21 protein-coding genes and 1 pseudogene are annotated in these 15,811 nt (G+C 45.4%); 14 read left to right on the forward strand and 8 right to left on the reverse strand.

All coding sequences use genetic code 11. The features are described from left to right. Window positions 1–50: 50 nt before the first annotated feature. A complete protein-coding gene (locus V1499_RS08760) occupies window positions 51–485 on the forward strand; it encodes a CBS domain-containing protein (protein ID WP_409275492.1) in 435 nt (144 codons plus the stop codon). Between the two features lie 204 nt (window positions 486–689). Continuing rightward, a complete protein-coding gene (locus tag V1499_RS08765; protein ID WP_409276262.1) occupies window positions 690–1,760 on the forward strand; it encodes a CAP domain-containing protein in 1,071 nt (356 codons plus the stop codon). Window positions 1,761–1,794: 34 nt separating this feature from the next. Here V1499_RS08765 and V1499_RS08770 read toward each other — a convergent pair whose 3' ends face one another. Both V1499_RS08770 and V1499_RS08775 read right to left on the reverse strand, forming a co-directional pair. Next, window positions 1,795–2,157, reverse strand: coding sequence for a hypothetical protein (locus V1499_RS08770; RefSeq protein WP_409275494.1), 363 nt, complete (start codon window positions 2,155–2,157; stop codon window positions 1,795–1,797). Between the two features lie 7 nt (window positions 2,158–2,164). Next, entirely contained in the window at window positions 2,165–2,665 is a 501-nt protein-coding gene (locus V1499_RS08775; protein WP_409275496.1) for a PaaI family thioesterase, read from the reverse strand. Window positions 2,666–2,797: 132 nt separating this feature from the next. On the opposite strand from V1499_RS08775, the gene V1499_RS08780 reads away from it, so the two are divergent. From V1499_RS08780 to V1499_RS08790, 3 genes are all read left to right on the forward strand, one after another. Next, window positions 2,798–3,205 carry a YlbD family protein gene (locus V1499_RS08780; protein WP_409275497.1) on the forward strand — a complete coding sequence of 136 codons (408 nt, stop codon included), beginning with the start codon at window positions 2,798–2,800 and terminating at the stop codon, window positions 3,203–3,205. Window positions 3,206–3,219: 14 nt separating this feature from the next. Beyond that, window positions 3,220–3,468, forward strand: a complete 249-nt coding sequence (locus V1499_RS08785; RefSeq protein ID WP_316568404.1) for a YlbE-like family protein — start codon at window positions 3,220–3,222, stop codon at window positions 3,466–3,468. Window positions 3,469–3,567: 99 nt separating this feature from the next. After that, window positions 3,568–4,014 carry a YlbF family regulator gene (locus V1499_RS08790; RefSeq protein WP_409275499.1) on the forward strand — a complete coding sequence of 149 codons (447 nt, stop codon included), beginning with the start codon at window positions 3,568–3,570 and terminating at the stop codon, window positions 4,012–4,014. Between the two features lie 209 nt (window positions 4,015–4,223). Here the strand turns inward: V1499_RS08790 and V1499_RS08795 are convergent, their stop codons facing one another. After that, the gene (locus V1499_RS08795; protein ID WP_409275501.1) at window positions 4,224–4,556 is read right to left on the reverse strand and encodes a hypothetical protein; all 333 of its coding nucleotides are present in this window, start codon (window positions 4,554–4,556) and stop codon (window positions 4,224–4,226) included. A gap of 141 nt (window positions 4,557–4,697) precedes the next feature. Between V1499_RS08795 and V1499_RS08800 the strand changes: the two genes are divergently transcribed. Next, a complete protein-coding gene (locus V1499_RS08800; RefSeq protein ID WP_409275503.1) occupies window positions 4,698–4,973 on the forward strand; it encodes a YlbG family protein in 276 nt (91 codons plus the stop codon). A gap of 142 nt (window positions 4,974–5,115) precedes the next feature. Here V1499_RS08800 and V1499_RS08805 read toward each other — a convergent pair whose 3' ends face one another. Beyond that, window positions 5,116–5,505 carry a methylthioribose kinase gene (locus V1499_RS08805; protein ID WP_409275505.1) on the reverse strand — a complete coding sequence of 130 codons (390 nt, stop codon included), beginning with the start codon at window positions 5,503–5,505 and terminating at the stop codon, window positions 5,116–5,118. A 351-nt stretch (window positions 5,506–5,856) separates the two neighbouring features. On the opposite strand from V1499_RS08805, the gene rsmD reads away from it, so the two are divergent. Both rsmD and coaD read left to right on the forward strand, forming a co-directional pair. Next, a complete protein-coding gene (gene rsmD, locus V1499_RS08810; protein WP_409275506.1) occupies window positions 5,857–6,438 on the forward strand; it encodes a 16S rRNA (guanine(966)-N(2))-methyltransferase RsmD in 582 nt (193 codons plus the stop codon). Then, window positions 6,431–6,910, forward strand: a complete 480-nt coding sequence (gene coaD / locus V1499_RS08815; protein WP_409275507.1) for a pantetheine-phosphate adenylyltransferase — start codon at window positions 6,431–6,433, stop codon at window positions 6,908–6,910. Before rsmD ends, coaD begins: the two co-directional genes overlap by 8 nt. Window positions 6,911–6,974: 64 nt before the next feature. Here the strand turns inward: coaD and V1499_RS08820 are convergent. Then, window positions 6,975–7,951, reverse strand: a pseudogene (locus V1499_RS08820) (IS3 family transposase); the annotation flags it as partial. Between the two features lie 3 nt (window positions 7,952–7,954). Continuing rightward, window positions 7,955–9,175: a sporulation integral membrane protein YlbJ gene (gene ylbJ / locus V1499_RS08825; RefSeq protein ID WP_409275509.1), complete on the reverse strand. Its 1,221-nt coding sequence runs from the start codon at window positions 9,173–9,175 to the stop codon at window positions 7,955–7,957. A gap of 320 nt (window positions 9,176–9,495) precedes the next feature. Between ylbJ and V1499_RS08830 the strand changes: the two genes are divergently transcribed. Together V1499_RS08830 and V1499_RS08835 are read left to right on the forward strand one after the other, a co-directional pair. Then, window positions 9,496–10,278: a patatin-like phospholipase family protein gene (locus V1499_RS08830; protein ID WP_409275510.1), complete on the forward strand. Its 783-nt coding sequence runs from the start codon at window positions 9,496–9,498 to the stop codon at window positions 10,276–10,278. Window positions 10,279–10,281: 3 nt separating this feature from the next. Further along, window positions 10,282–11,310 carry a SepM family pheromone-processing serine protease gene (locus tag V1499_RS08835; protein WP_409275512.1) on the forward strand — a complete coding sequence of 343 codons (1,029 nt, stop codon included), beginning with the start codon at window positions 10,282–10,284 and terminating at the stop codon, window positions 11,308–11,310. 13 nt (window positions 11,311–11,323) lie between these two features. Here V1499_RS08835 and V1499_RS08840 read toward each other — a convergent pair whose 3' ends face one another. Then, window positions 11,324–12,544: a nucleotidyltransferase gene (locus tag V1499_RS08840; protein ID WP_409275514.1), complete on the reverse strand. Its 1,221-nt coding sequence runs from the start codon at window positions 12,542–12,544 to the stop codon at window positions 11,324–11,326. A gap of 238 nt (window positions 12,545–12,782) precedes the next feature. On the opposite strand from V1499_RS08840, the gene V1499_RS08845 reads away from it, so the two are divergent. The 4 genes from V1499_RS08845 (at window position 12,783) to V1499_RS08860 (ending at window position 15,103) form a co-directional block, all read left to right on the forward strand. Next, complete coding sequence (locus V1499_RS08845) at window positions 12,783–13,307, forward strand: YceD family protein (protein ID WP_409275515.1); 525 nt, start codon at window positions 12,783–12,785, stop codon at window positions 13,305–13,307. A gap of 79 nt (window positions 13,308–13,386) precedes the next feature. Beyond that, on the forward strand, window positions 13,387–13,560 hold the full coding sequence (gene rpmF, locus V1499_RS08850) for a 50S ribosomal protein L32 (protein WP_053366094.1): 174 nt from the start codon (window positions 13,387–13,389) through the stop codon (window positions 13,558–13,560). A gap of 97 nt (window positions 13,561–13,657) precedes the next feature. Beyond that, window positions 13,658–14,413: an enoyl-CoA hydratase/isomerase family protein gene (locus tag V1499_RS08855; RefSeq protein ID WP_409275517.1), complete on the forward strand. Its 756-nt coding sequence runs from the start codon at window positions 13,658–13,660 to the stop codon at window positions 14,411–14,413. An 81-nt stretch (window positions 14,414–14,494) separates the two neighbouring features. After that, window positions 14,495–15,103, forward strand: a complete 609-nt coding sequence (locus V1499_RS08860; RefSeq protein WP_409275519.1) for an RsfA family transcriptional regulator — start codon at window positions 14,495–14,497, stop codon at window positions 15,101–15,103. Between the two features lie 53 nt (window positions 15,104–15,156). On the opposite strand, the gene V1499_RS08865 is transcribed toward V1499_RS08860, so the two are convergent. Continuing rightward, a complete protein-coding gene (locus tag V1499_RS08865; RefSeq protein WP_316568418.1) occupies window positions 15,157–15,630 on the reverse strand; it encodes an N-acetyltransferase in 474 nt (157 codons plus the stop codon). Window positions 15,631–15,811 lie beyond the last annotated feature (181 nt).

Here is a 15,811-nt window from a genome sequence, read left to right on the forward strand (position 1 = left end):
ATAAAAACGTATTCATAGAACCAAACCATTTTTTTCGGGAGGAAACAGGAATGGAAAAAGTCGGCGATATCATGACGGAAAATGTGGAAACTTGTTCATTGCTCGATAATATGTATGAAGTTGCTGTTAAAATGAAGGATTTAAACGTCGGGGCGATTCCGGTTGTGGATGACGGCAACCTTGTTGGAATCATCACCGACAGGGATATTGTTGTAAGGGGTACGGCGGAAAAGCATCCTGGTTCCACAAGGGTGGAGGATATCATGACGGAGAAACTGTATACGATTTCGCCTGATGCAACCACTGAGGAGGCGGCAAGGCTTATGGCCAGGCATCAAATTCGCCGCTTGCCGGTGGTTGAAGGAAATAAATTGATTGGCATCGTTTCGCTCGGTGATTTCGCAGTAAGGGAATTAAGCGATGATCAGGCAAAAGGCGCACTTTCGGAAATATCCGAATCAAACTATAACGGAGTCCAGCATTAGGAAAAAAGGCGTGTAAATCGCCTTTTTTCATTTAAAATGCTGTCCGGTGTGCTCAGGTGAGGAAAATACAAACCCATTGCGCAAATTTTGTTAAGAATTTGTTATAATTTTAAAGGCGGCTATTACCTTGGCCGCCACTGATGTTATAATTGATTTTGCCTATACATATATAGCTTGTAGACAATCGGGGAAGGGGGGACGGTCCTGAAGACACTATTACGGATCCTTATACTATCGACTGTTTTTCTGACAATTGGATTTTATGTCAGCCAAAATAATTCCGATTATAAAGATTCACTCATAAGGGAAGAGCCAGTGCCTGCACCCGAGGAACCAACCCAACCTGATCAGAGAGGGACAACGGGATACGAAATTCCCGAGCGGCCAGTGAAAGGATTGTCTACATTAATCGGAAAGAATGTGGCCGAAGTGGAAAAAGCACTTGGAAAGCCGCAAAGAATTGATAAGTCCAGTTATGATTACGACTGGTATATTTATAACCATAGCCTGGATAAGTACCTCCAAGTCGGAATCCTTGATAATAAGGCGGTTACCATTTATGCAATTGGAAGGGAGACAAGTGTGGAACCGTTTTCGATTGGGAAACCGCTCGAAGAGATTTTTACTTCCTTCGCCATCCACACAAATATCACGATTGAGTATGAGGGGAATGCTTACCGGCTGGATTTGACCGATACGGATGTTAACACGATGCCGCTTATTCAGCTCGGGGATATTTATGCTCAGTTATATATCGATAGATTTACCGGCAGCCTGTCCAGCGTCCGCTTCCTTGATGCCGAAACACTCATTAAAATGCGGCCCTATGAAGTTGCCTACAGGGGAACCTTAATCGAACCCAGGGAACTGGGGGATGAGGAATGGCAGGAAGTGGAGATGGGTGCGGAAAAGCAGATATTTGACTTGACAAATGTATTGCGTATCCGCCACGGGCTTGAACCTGTTAAATGGGATGAAAAAACGGCACAGGCGGCTTATGGCCACAGCCTTGATATGTACGAAACGAATACGTTTTCCCATGTATCGAAAAAGTACGGGAATTTATCCGACCGCCTAAAAAAGGCACGGGTAGTATACCAATCGGCCGGTGAAAATATTGCTGCCAACTATATTGACTCGCCCGCAGTGGTAGAGGGGTGGCTGAACAGCAAGGGCCACCGTGAAACCCTTCTCGATAAGGATTTTACCCATTTGGGAGTCGGCGTTTACAGGAAGTATTATACGCAGAATTTTATCCAGAAGTGGCTAGAATAATGAGGGGAGGGTGGCGATGTGCCACCCTCCTTTTTCAGCCCTTTTCCACAATCTCCACCCTGTTCGCGTGAAACCAGTTTTTTTCCCAGCTGCCATAAATCCGGACAACCTGGCCCGCGTGATAGTTGACCGGAGACGCGCCCTTCATTAATGGGGTAATGATTCTCGCCTTGGTCGTTCCCGTTTCAGTCCTTATTGTCAGCTCCTGGACAAAAATATACCTGTGGTAATAAAACCGCTGCCTTTCCTTAAAAACCGATTGCACTTCTCCAGTGACGATAGCTTCTTCTTTTGTAGAACCTGTTTGAAGCCATTTCGTCTCGTTCTCTTTGGCCTCCTTCAATGTGAGCCAGAGGAAATACAAACAAATGATTGGTATGAGGATGGCGGTAACCATCTTAGAATCACTCTCCGCTGCTTACCTTCTTCTCGACAATAAAGAAGCTTCCCGTTGCCTGTGCGGCTTTTTTGCCATCTTCCCGAAAAACCTCCGCGCTGACAACCATCGTATTTCTTCCCTGATGGGCGATTTCCGCTCGGCATCGAAGCGTATTGCCAATCCCGGGGGCAAGGTAGTGGATATTGAGTTGAGAGGTAACTGCCCCATAGCCTTCTGGTACGAGCGTATTGGCAAGGGTCCCCATGGCTGAATCGGCCAATGTGGCGGTTATGCCCCCGTGAACGATTCCCAAAGAATTGTACAGCGAAGGATTGATAGGAATCGTTACTTCCCAGACAGAATCACTGGGTTTTTTTTCGTAATGGAGGATCCCCCCGATATACGTGGTTGCCTTTCCTTCAATCTTGTTTTTCATTCCTTTAAGGACATGCGCCAAAGCCTTAAGATCCGTTTCGTCCGCCTTGTCCATATAATCTTTAAGAAGCTGTTCCAATTCGTTTTTCAAGTTGTTCTCCCCTTTTCTCCCTAAATAGTACCATTAAGGATGATGTTTTTATAGTTTTTAGAATCAGCCTTTCACCTTTCGTTTTCGCCTACATATCGTAATATAGGCATGGAAAAAGGAGGGGATGCAACAATGGCAGAGGATAAGCTGCATCCTTCTGTGAGCAGGTTTAAGGAATTTGTCACAAACAATCCTCATATTGTAAAGGAAGTACGGGAAGGAAAAGCGACATGGCAGCAATTGTATGAGGAATGGTATTTGCTGGGAGAGGAAGATCCGCGCTGGAATGGCCAACCCGAAACAGGAAAAGCGGTTCCGGCCGAAGCTAAAGAAGACGGTGGAAAATCCGATTTGATGAAGAATCTATTGAATATGGCCAAAAAGATGGACACAGCCCAGCTGCAGGGTCACATTTACAATCTCAGCCAGGCGCTTGGAGCGATTCAGGGATTGATTAGCCAGTTTCAAAAAAACCCACCGACTCAGGAGCCTCAGCGTGAAACGATTCCTCCACAGCCGTTTCCGTACCGCAAGGATTGATGGGAGGTAAGCAGATGAGGATGGAAGTGATGGAGTTCATTGCGGCACGGAAGGACTTGCAACAATTCCTTCGGGAGCAGCCGGTCTGGTACCGGAAGCTGTCAAGGAATCCTAATGACCTGGAGGCGTTCGAAACGGCGTCTTTATATTATTTTGAAAAGACCATTCCCCACAGGGTGGCAAAGTTTTCTAACGGCGTACAGATGGCTTCAATGATGTTCCAAATGCTACAAAGTATGAAGAATTCAAATCAGGGCGGTTAGGAAATCTTCTTGTTTTACTTGGAAAGTATATGGTTATTTTCAGAAAGATTTCACCTTTTCTCTGTCTACGTGGTAAAATGGCAGTGGAGGTGGACAAATTTGCTTGCGACTACTGAAAGAGTTGAATTGCTTGAATATGCCGAGCAGTTGGGCAAAATGGTTAGCGAATCCGATGTGGCCGAGTATTATCGGCTTTGTTTATATAAATTGCGTACAAGCCGGGAGTCTCAAAAAAAGATTTCCCGTTTCATCAAGTTGAAAGATCAATATGAAGAAGTACAACGCTTCGGAAAATACCATCCGGATTACAAGTCCGTTATGATGGAAATAAGGGAAGCCAAACGGGATATGGATCTGGACGATAGAGTTGCGGAATTCAAGCGCGCTGAAAATGATTTGCAATCGCTGCTTGATGAAATCAGTGTCTTTGTCGGCGGTTCCGTCTCAAAGCACATCAAAGTCCCGACCGGAAATCCGTTTTTCGATACCGGTTCTAATTGTGGAGGAGGCTGTGGTTCGGGCGGAAGCTGCGGATGCTCGGCATAGGGGTTGGCGAATAGTGGAGAAATTCTTTGGCCGGCTTTTGCCGGCCTTTATTGTTTTTTTTTTAAATGACAGCCCGCGGGAAAAGGTTGTGTCCCATTTAAATGAATATCGGCCCTTACCTTTTTTAAGAGCCGCTTTTTCTAATAGAAAACAACGGTCAAATTATACCCTGCCTGCTTTAACAACTGCATAGCTTTCTACCACAAAGCCTAAAAAAATCGGTCATGTGCGAACCTGACACAGTCAACACACAAATTTCCACAGCAAAACATTTTTCTTTGCGGGACTAAAAATCGGTGGCGAAAGACGTAATAGCTGCTTTCCTTTCTCACAAAAACCGTTTCGCTGCTAAGCCTCTTGCCTTTCATCACTTCCGCCGAACATACCCGTATCCCTCTTTCAATTGCATCAAGAGTCCCGTTTTCATCAGGATGGATGAACAGGAACGGAATACCCGCAATTTTTCTCATTTCAATTGCCTCTACACCTTGCAATCCCGCTGCTTTTTCAATAAATAGATTCCAAATTGAATCGAGATCCATTGTTAGAACTCCTCTCAAAAGTTCCAGGTTCCTTCTATATTTATTCGAGAGCAATATGATTCTTGCCGCCAGCCTGATTGATTTATACCGTTTCGATATGCTAGACTTAAAAGAAACATCGATCATGAAGGGGAAAAACGTATGTTTGGGCAAAGGCAAGGTTTGGTGGTTTGGCTTTATACGTTGAAACAAGCCAAAATGCTGCGAAGATTTGGGAATGTCCACTATATTTCCAAGAAGCTTAAATACGCTGTCATCTACTGTAACCAGAGCGATATAGAAACAGTCATGGAAAAACTGCAGTCATACTCCTTTGTCAAAAAGGTGGAGCCTTCCTATAAACCTTTTATAAAAATGGAATATGAAAATTCTTCACCTGACAAAGCGAAAGAATACGATTATAAAATGGGGATCTAAGGTGAATCTTCCATCAGCGGGGTTTTTCCGCTGATGGCCGGCCCCTTTAAGAGTGGAATCAAAGTGAGGGAGAGACTCCCTCACTATTATTTTTTCAGTAGAACACTTCATCCCGCTATAGAGGCAATGCTTCATACGCCGCCTACGAAAGTGGAGGCAGGAAATGGTTTAGGCGAAGTATGCCAATCAGCTGTTGGTAATAGAGTTCAGGCTCCGCAAATAGCGAAGATGGCTTTACGTCTAATTCATAAATTTCCTTTCCGAGGCCTGCTGCCGCTTCCTGAAAGAGCGAGTATCGTTTGGATGGCAACGTACGCGGATCCGGCACGCCTTCCCTGCTAATATAAATAGGCTGGAATTTTCCTTCGCCTGCGGGATTAAGGATGATTGCGAGTGATGTAACTTCCTTATTGCCGACTACTGTATGCAGGGCGAGGAAACGCGTGATGCGATGGGAATTGGATTCCGCGATTTCAATCAATTCGTATAAATCCCCGTACCCCCTGCCAAGTTCAATGAAACGCTGAATCATTGAATAACGCCCCTTTTCACTTATTCTGCCTACTTACATTACCATACCAAGTCGTTTGGAAAAAGAAAAAAAACCCCGCAGGAATCCTGCGGGGTCCTTCTATATCCCACCGGGGACAGAAGGCAAAGGGAGAGGAGAAACCGGAGGAAGAACTTATGGGGAAACGTAAGTCTTCTCCGCGGTTGGCAACAACATCCTCGAATCGATGTTGTTACTACCATTATTTCCACTGCTGGCAAGGTTATACACACCTTTCTTGAATTTTTTTAGAAAAGGAAATTTGATTTGGCTGGCTGGTCCAATTGTGTTAGGATTATGGAAAAAAGTATTACAGATTAGCGGTGATAGTTGATGAGAGTCGTTTCAGGAAGCTGCAAGGGCCGCCCGCTGAAAGCCGTACCCGGCGTAAGCACAAGGCCGACGACCGATAAAGTAAAGGAAGCAATTTTCAACATGATCGGCCCTTATTTTGAGGGAGGCGCTGGACTTGACCTGTTTGCGGGCAGCGGGGGCCTTGGAATAGAAGCGTTAAGCAGGGGCCTGGATACGGGCATCTTTGTTGACCGGGACCCGAAAGCGATCATGACGATTAAGGAAAATATTCATGCCTGTTCCCTTGAGCCGCGCACCGAAGTATACCGGAATGATGCGGAAAGGGCTTTAAAGGCCCTGAAAAAGCGGGAACTGGGGTTCGATTACATATTTCTTGACCCTCCCTATAAAAAACAGCAGCTTGTTTCCCTCCTGGAGAGGATATACGAGGACGGAAGGTTAACAAGCAGAGGGAAAATTGTGTGTGAACACAGCAAGGATGTACAGTTGCCGGACAATGCAGGCGGCTTTGAAAAGATAAGAAGCGAAGTTTATGGGGTTATCGCTATATCGATTTTTGCTTATCCATATCCAATCCAGGAGGGTAATGACAATGGCTAGCATTGCAGTTTGCCCGGGCAGCTTTGACCCGGTTACGTATGGGCATCTCGACATCATCCGGAGGGGTGCGAAGGTTTTTGATGAAGTTTACGTTGTTGTCCTTAACAATTCATCAAAAAACCCGCTGTTTTCTGTAGAGGAAAGAATATCGCTGATTGGCGAGGTCACAAAAGACTTAAAGAATGTAAAGGTCGATTCGTTCCAAGGGCTCCTTGTCGATTATGCGAAAAGCGTTAACGCGGGAGCCATCATCCGTGGACTGCGCGCGGTTTCCGATTTTGAATATGAAATGCAGATCACATCAATGAATAGGGTATTGAATGAAAACATAGAAACCTTTTTCATTATGACCAACAATCAATATTCCTTCCTGAGCTCAAGCATTGTGAAGGAAGTCGCGAAATATGGCGGGAAAATTTCGGAGCTTGTTCCCCCGGCCGTCGAAGCGGCATTGCACAGGAAATTTGACTGAGGAAATAGTAAAAGCCGGGCAGCTTTATAATCTGTACCCCTTGTAAAGGACATTTTAAAAAAAGCTAGGCTACTTTAAGAAGATGATCTCTGTATTGAACAGGGGTCATCTTTTTCATATTCCATTGATATCTGTAATGATTATAGTAGTGGATGGCAACTTTCACTTCTTGTTTAAGCTCTTCTAAGGTTTCACATGATTTTATATCAGCCAGGTCCTTAAAATGACCAAAGAATGATTCCTGTGGGGCGTTGTCCCAACAGTTACCCCTCCTGGACATGGATTGTCCCAATCTGGATTTTTTCACGAGCTTTTGATAAACAGGGCTGGTATAGTGACCTCCCTGATCAGAGTGTATATAGGCTCCTGTAGCCAGTTTGATTCTCCTGTTTTTCTTTAACTTCTTAAGTGCATCCGTAGCGATATCAAGAGTAACTCGATCAGAGACCTGATGAGCTAAGACTTCATTGGTGGAAGCGTCAATAATGGTTGATAAATAAGCCCTTTTTCCTTTTCCGAAATATAGGTAGGTGATATCCGTAAGGAGGACCTTGTAGGGGATTCCCTGTTTGAATTCCCTGTTAAGCAGGTTCGGGACGACTTTGTGCTCCTGGGTGGCCTTCATGATGCGTTTATAAGGATTCGCTCTCCTGAAAGGACTCTCAATCCCGTACTTCTTCATGATTCTTCTGATTCGCTTGAGATTGAAGACAACACCAAACTGACCTGCCAATACCATCTTAATTTGGCGAGCCCCTTTCTTACGGTTCTTGAAATTGTATGCTTTTAAAACCAGGTCCCGTAGGGATTCATCCTGTTTCTCCCGATCCTTCCTTCTCTCAACCTGTTTAGCTGAAAAGTAGTTATAGTAACCCTGACGGGAAACCCCAGCTACTTTACATAGGTGTGAAACCATCCCAGTTAGATTGTATTTCTCAATGACGGAATGAATAAGGTTGAATTTCAGGTCAGCCGATAACTTTAATTCTTCTTCATCCCCCTTTCGGCGAATCGTATCTTTTTTAATAGTTCGTTCTCTGCTGATTATGGGCTCCCCTGTTTAAGTTTCCTGAATAAAATGGCTATGTAGATGGCCAGTGCAAAAATAGTGATCAACGGACCTGCTTCCGCAAGCTGGATATAGGAAGTTGACAGAATTTGCGACTGCTCTTGCAGCATTACGGGGATTGCATTCAGCGGTGTTGTCGACCCGGCAATCCTTGAATAAAAAGGCTCCCATAACAAAAAAGAGAATACGCCCGCAAAACACCCGTGCAAAATTCTGGCGATGAAAAAAGGCTTGAACCGGATATCCGTTTGTGCCAAAATGCTTGCAACCTGCGCCTGTACACTGAAGCCACTAAATGCAAGGATAAAGCTTGTGACCATTGCCTGCTGCTTTAATGTCGCCTCCTGAACCTGGCTCGTAAGCTGGCTTCCGAGTGTTATCTCAAACAAGCCTGAAATAAAGGGAATGCTAAGCATCTCGGGAAAAGCCATCGAGGAGAGCAGAAAATCAACGCCTTTTGCAAGGAAAGCGGTTATATGCAGATGGAACAATAGTTTATTTATAACGGAAAACAAGATGATAAATCCGCCAATCATAAGCAATGTCTGGATTGATGAAGTGACCGCGTCGCCAAGCAGCTTGCCGATGGGCCGATTGTCCTTAATCCGTGTCCTGTGGAGTGCCGCGAGCGCCTCCCTGATTTTAAATTTACGGTGGCGGCTGCTTCTTGTTGCTCGTTCATCCTTTCCATAAAACCTCATAAGAAGGCCAACGGCAATATTCCCAAGGTAATGGGAAACTGCAAGGATGATGCCTAGATGGGGATTATGGAAAAAACCAACCGAAACAGCCCCGAATATAAAGAGGGGGTTTGAGGAGTTTGTGAAAGACACCAGCCTTTCCGCCTCCACCCTCGTCAGGTTCCCTTCTTGCCTCAGCCGCGCGGTGAGCTTCGCGCCTGCCGGGTAACCGGAGGCCATGCCCATCGCCCATACGAATCCCCCAACTCCGGGCACTTTAAATAGCGGCCTCATAAATGGTTCAAGAAGGACTCCTATAAACTTGACAACTCCAAATCCGATTAGCATTTCAGAGATGATAAAAAAGGGAAGTAGGGAAGGAAAGACAATTTCCCACCACATATTCAGGCCGCGGATGGAAGCGGTAAAGGATTCCTGGGGATAGGAAATGAGTGAGGCTGCCATGATGGTTACCGAAGCTGCCAGGAAGATTGTTTTTACTTTTGAACGGAACATGACTGGCCTCCTTCAGGAATCAAAGTGGAATGTATGGTTAAGCGGAAAAAGGCATGATAGAATTGTTTGGCAAGCTATAAAATTTGCAGAAAGGGCCAGGCAATTGGCTCCAATGTGCAAAAGTCGTTCACGGAAGGGCGGTGCGCTGCCGCATAACCCTTGTCCCTGTAACACAATATACTCATAGAATGATGATTTAGACCATAAGATTGAAGGAGATTTTCAAGCCATGCCAGCAATTCCGGTTAGCAAGTTATATACCGGCATTGAAGCCCCTGCCAAAGGTAGGAATGATTCGTTTCAGGGGAGGACAGATTGTTATGGCTCCAAAAGTAGGTTTGGCGCTTGGTTCAGGGGGAGCCCGGGGCTTTGCGCATTTGGGTGTGCTAAAGGTCTTCCGTGATGAAGGCATCCCAATTGACATGATCGCGGGAAGCAGCATGGGTGCGCTTGTTGCATGCCTGTATGGGACCGGAATCGATCTTGAACGCTTTTATAAACTATCGATATCCTTCAAGAGGAAATACTTCCTTGATTTTTCCGTTCCGAAAATGGGGTTTATCGCAGGGAAACGGGTAAAAGAGTTTATCAGGATCTTCACTCATAATAAAAATATAGAGGAATTGAATCTACCAGTCGCAATTGTTGCCGCCGATTTAATGAGCGGGGAAAAGGTTGTTTTTAAAAAAGGCCCCGCTGCCGAAGCGGTCAGGGCCAGTATTTCAATCCCAGGCATCCTGATTCCTGAAAAAATCAACGGGAGGCTGCTCGTAGATGGAGGGGTCGCTGACCGGATCCCTGTCTCCGTAGTGAAGGAAATGGGTGCGGATATCGTTGTAGCTGTTGATGTTTCGGGTTATCAACGAAATGCCCGGATCGATTCGATTTATGATGTCATTATGCAAAGCATTGACATCATGCAGGCCGAACTTTTGAAAAACCGTGAAATCGAATCAGATGTGATGATTCGCCCCGAGGTTGGGAGATTTAGTTCTCGCGCCTTTACCAATATTGAAGAGATTATTAAAATAGGTGAAGAAGAGGCATTGAAACAAATAGAGCCAATCAATGCTGCCATTAGGCGCTGGAAGGAGCAGCAATAGAAAATGCACAAAAAATACCTGAAAATTCCGTACGTACTCGCAGCACTCATATTTGTGGCAAGCATGTTTTATACTTTGCCCTATTATATTTCAAAGCCCGGAATGGCAAAGGAACTTGAACCAATAATCGAGGTGGAAGGCGGCCATAAGGAAGAAGGAAGCTTCATGCTTACGACGGTTAGGATGGGGAAAGCGAATATATATAGTTACCTTCTGGCGAAATTCAGTAAATACCAGGAAATTTACCCCATTGAAAATATCCTCCGCAAAGGGGAAAGTGAGCATGACTACAACACGAAACAGCTGCATATGATGGAAAGTTCAAAAACTAATGCAATCGAGGCCGCATACAAAAAAGCCGGCATTCCTGTTGAATATAAGTACAAGGGTGTTTATGTGATGAACATTGTACCAGGGATGCCCGCGGAAGGAAAGCTTGAAACAGGGGACAGGCTGATGAGTGTGGATGGCAAAAACCTGAAGTCATTGGACGAGCTTTTGTCCCAGCTTGCAGCGAAAAAGGCCGGGGACAGCGTTGAACTGGAATATATAAGGAAGGGCAAAAGGCATAAGGTCAACCTTGTATTAAAACCATTCAAAGAGCTTCCTGAAAAGGCTGGCATCGGGATTGAACCAGTTGACGACAGGGAAATCATTGTTATCCCCAAAGTGAACGTGAAAACGGATGAAATCGGGGGGCCATCCGCTGGCTTGATGTTTGCACTTGAAATATACAATCAGCTGACAAAGGATGATTTGACGAAAGGGTACAAAATTGCCGGTACCGGTACGTTAAGCGATGGACTTGTTGGGCCGATCGGTGGGATAGAACAAAAAATTGTCGCCGCGGACAAGGCGGGGGCCGATTACTTTTTTGCGCCAAATGAAAATGGCGCGAAAGATTCAAATTATCGGGCCGCTGTTAAAACGGCAAAAGATATTGGGACGGAAATGGTAATTGTTCCGGTTGATACATTTGATGAAGCTGTAGCCTATCTTGAAAACCTTAAACCGAAAAAAGGAAAGGGATGAAGCTCTGAAGGCTTTATCCCTTTTCAATAAGTATAGGAGGCTGGCTGTATTCCATTTCAAGCAGTTTTTGGCCGCTGTTTCCCCAAAGTCCGAGAGAGAAGATGGCGGACGCCCTAATATCTAGGTTAATTTCTGGACTTGAAAACGAGGAGAGCTTCGACACGAGCGGAATCCCGAACGATCCTTTGTGCTTGTTCAAATAGCGCCTCCCATTTTCGGTCATTCCGAGGAGGCGCAAATAGCCCACCTCCTTGTTATCTTCAGCCATTTCCTCTTTTTTGGCGTTAACCAGCACGTGCGTGCAAAGGCGCTGGATCCTTGTCCATGTGTAGCGCTTTGTTTTGGCACGCTCCATGAATTCCTGGAAACTTTCCGATCGGCGAGCGGCCTCTACAAGGCGATTTTCGAGCCCTTCTTCCGCCTCGTATACCGTCCTGATTTCGATGGGGCTGCTTTGAAGCAGCCGATATTTCAAAAACGGCCAATACGATTCCCAATGATGGAATCCCCCGAAATTTTCCGAGTATTCCCTAAGGACTGCCCTACTCGGCCCAGGGATATATTGTCCAATTCGTTCAAGGCTTGTCCCGCCAGTGAACAGAGCTTTTCTAAGGCTCGTCGCGCTCGCTATGGTGGCGGATGAAAAATCCTCGTCATGGTAGTTTGCATTTTTCCTTTTTACCGTCAGGGGTTTCATCTTGCTCCCCAAGGAGGAAATGGATTTTACATAATGATAGCCAAGGATATTGTTTGGCTGGGACAATGGGATTGTTTCCTCGGGCGGATTCAGCTCAGCCAATGCCAGGGCGGCTGCTTTGGGATAGCTTACCCCTGTTTTACTGTATTTTTTAATCAGGCCATCATATTCCGGTCTTTTCCCTTCGATAAAATCGACTGTCTTCACAAACGCGCCAGCTTCCCCTGACTCGCTGCCGAAACAAAGATACGAGCAGCCGGCTGAATCAAGAATGGAAACGGCTCCGCTGGCGAATATTTCCGCCTTCTGGGTGCTGAATTTATAAGGTAATTCAAAGACAATATCAACTCCATTTAACAGGGCCATTTTCGCTCTTGCCCATTTTGATACAAGTGCGGGTTCACCTCTCTGGAGGAAGCTGCCGCTCATTGCGGCGATGACGATATCCGCTCCCGATACATTCTTCGCGGATTCCAGGTGATACAAATGGCCATTATGGAACGGATTATACTCTACAACAACTCCGACGGCTTTCAACGATTAGCCCTCCTGTTTCAGGTACTTTTACCTTTTACTATAAAGCAGGAGGGGCCAACAGTAAAATCCCCGATTATGAGGTGATGTTTGCGCTCTCCATTTAAGGTTAAACTAATTAAATAGAACGTTTCGCCGGTTCATGGGAAGAACTTTTCGGACCGTTTAGGTGTAAAGAAAAAATATTGACAAATAGTTTCATGGGGGCTATAATTACCTTTGTTGCCTTGGGGTGATGTAAATGAAATGGACAATAAACCAGCTGCAAAAAAGCCGGAATAAGGAATTGGCCATTGATGAAGTGGTCCATGCCGATGAAATCAAAGAGATTGATTCATCGATCAGGGGCGTTTCCCCGATCCATGTTACAGGACGGGCTGATATCGGAGCGCATAAGGTCGTGTTCGATATTAGGTTAAAAGGCCATTTGGTCCTGCCTTGTTCCAGGACTCTAGTTGATGTCAATTATCCAGTTGATGTCGAAACAACGGAAACATTCCTTTTCAATACTTCTGGATATGAAACAGATGAGGAAGCCCACCAGGTTAAGGGCGACGTAGTCGACTTAATGCCGGCCATAAAAGAAATCCTCCTGCTTGAGGTTCCAATGCAGGTATTTTGTGACGATACAAATGCCGAAGGGGCCGCTCCTCAATCCGGGAAGGATTGGGAAGTTGTTCGCGAGGAAGACAAAAGCAACCGGATTGATCCAAGGCTTGCGGGGCTCGCCAAGTTTTTTGACGACAACAATCCATCCGATTCATAATCGGCAAAAAGCAAGCAAATGAAGAACCAGTATTTCTGGACTTCATAACTTCTGATAACCCTTTAAGGAGGTGGGAAGAATGGCTGTACCTTTTAGAAGGACTTCTAAAACTGCGAAAAGAAAGCGTCGCACTCATTTTAAATTAAATGTTCCTGGTATGGTGGCATGCCCAAATTGCGGAGAGATGAAGCTTGCTCACCGTATTTGCAAAGCTTGCGGAACATACAAGGGGAAAGAAGTTGTCAACGACTAATTTTCCGTTCGATCAAGCACAAGGGAGTACATCCCTTGTGCTTTTTTCGTCCCTGGGGCAAAGTAATACATAGATATTTTTTCCAGGAGGTCTTATAATGGCATATTCAATAAAACAGCTTGATGGCGGCATCCTTCTATTTACAATTGAAAGGGAAGAAAAGCGGAATGCCATCAACTACGAAATCATGGAAGGCCTTAATCGGCTAGTAGATGGCGCGCGTGGTGAAGGGATCAAGGCAATTGCATTAACAGGGGCAGGGGATCGGGCATTCTGTTCCGGAGGGGATCTTGCTGAATTTCACACACTTAAGACAAAAGATGAAGCGTTAACAATGCTCACCGCGATGGCCAATACACTCTACAACCTTCTGATGTTGCCAAAACCAACAGTCGCAATCCTTAACGGCACAGCGGTTGGGGGCGGCTGCGAGCTTGCATCCGCCTTCGATTTCAGGATTGCCAAAAAAGGAATAAAGGCGGGTTTTATCCAGGGGAGACAAGGGATAACAACGGGTTGGGGTGGCGGCTCCATTCTTTCTGAGAAATTACCAGGCCCGTATGCGATGAGGCTATTGATGGAAGCCGAACCGCTCCCTGCAGAGGAATTGGCGGCGGCAGGCTTTATTGATGAAATCTTTGAAGGGAATCCCGAAAATGCGGCAACAATGTTCCTCGAAAAGATGCTTAGGCATGAAGCGGGCGTTCTGGAAGGTTACAAGCGAGTTTGGATTGCGAAATGGGAAGCTTCAAATCTCCGGAATAGAATTAAGATGGAAGTTGATTTTTGCTCGACACTGTGGGAAAGTGAAGCCCACCATCGCCAGGTAGCCGCATTCCTGAAAAGAGGCTGAAACATCCAATATTCTGATGCTATTCTATCTTTCCTAGTACGTGCATATGTATGAGGTAAAACAAGTAGGAGGGATGCAAGAATGCCATCTACACGCCAGGACGCATGGACCCCTGATGAGGATTTGTTGCTAGCCGAGGTAATTCTAAGGAACATTAGGGAGGGCGGTACCCAGCTGCAGGCATTTGAAGAAGTGGGAAGGCAGCTGTCCCGCACCCCCGCAGCATGTGGATTCAGGTGGAACTCCCATGTTAGGAAGCAATACAAGGCTGGGATTGAACACGCCAAGAACCAACGTAAAGAAGGGAAAAAACCAGGGGCTTACCCGGAAAAAAACACTCCACAGAACGCAGTGGAAAAAGAAGGGGAAGAGCAGGAGATAGAAGAAGGAAAACCTTCTTTTGAATTCCAATCAATTATTTCCTATCTCGGACAGCTCTATGAACTGGCTGAAAATTCAGCGTCCAATGCCAATGGACAAAAACAATTGCTTGAGAGGTTGGAAGAGCTTGAGATAGAAAATGAGAGGCTTCTTGCAGAGCTTAACAGGGTAACCGAAGATTATCATTCGCTGATGGAAATTCTTGAAAAAGCACGGGCAATGGCAATCGGTAAGGACGGGGCCCCGCAGATACAGCAAAAAGTGAAATTCCAGGTTGACAAGTTCGGCAATTTGGAACGGATTGAATAATGTGAACCAAAAAAGGCTGCATGGCGTCCATGCAGCCTTTCCCATTAGTAGGTTTAATGATGTTGGGCCGTGACTCCTTCTGGATACCAGACAAGAGGGTTTTCCCCAAGGTCCCTTTCCACCTCATACTCAACATTTGTAAAGCCGTGCTTTTCCCAGAACCCTTTCGATCCTACACGGGGGTTCGTTTTTATTGGGAATCCGTACTCTTTTGCAAACTGGACGAGCGCGGTTCCATATCCTTTTCCCTGGTAGTCTGGGAGGACTTCGAGCTTCCAGAGTTCAAGATAGGTTTGAGGAGGTTCAAAATAGCGGTCGAATTTTGCGTCGACCTGGTAAAGGCTCATCCTCGCGACAAGCTTATCACCGAAATAAATGCCATAAAAAGGTGAGTCGCTGTCATTTTCAATAATATTTGCCTCAAGATCCTCAAGCATCGACAGCTCCTGAAGCCCATACTCCTTAAACTTTTTGAATTCCTCAAGCGTTTTGTAATTGACTTTCAGCTTTTCAACTTTTACCGCCATGTTGATACCCCCTAAATACCCTCTTTTATTACGATTCGAAAAAAAGAAAATGGTGTTAATGTGTATCTTTTATTCTAACATCTTAATTATATATCAAAAAAACAAAAAATTCCGCATCTAAGATTAAATTCTGATTTTCAAAATTTGCAGGATATTCAGAGTATATGGTAGAAACATAGTA

It is taken from the genome of Neobacillus oceani (genome assembly GCF_046237595.1).
In the GTDB taxonomy this organism is placed as follows: domain Bacteria; phylum Bacillota; class Bacilli; order Bacillales; family Cytobacillaceae; genus Bacillus_D; species Bacillus_D oceani.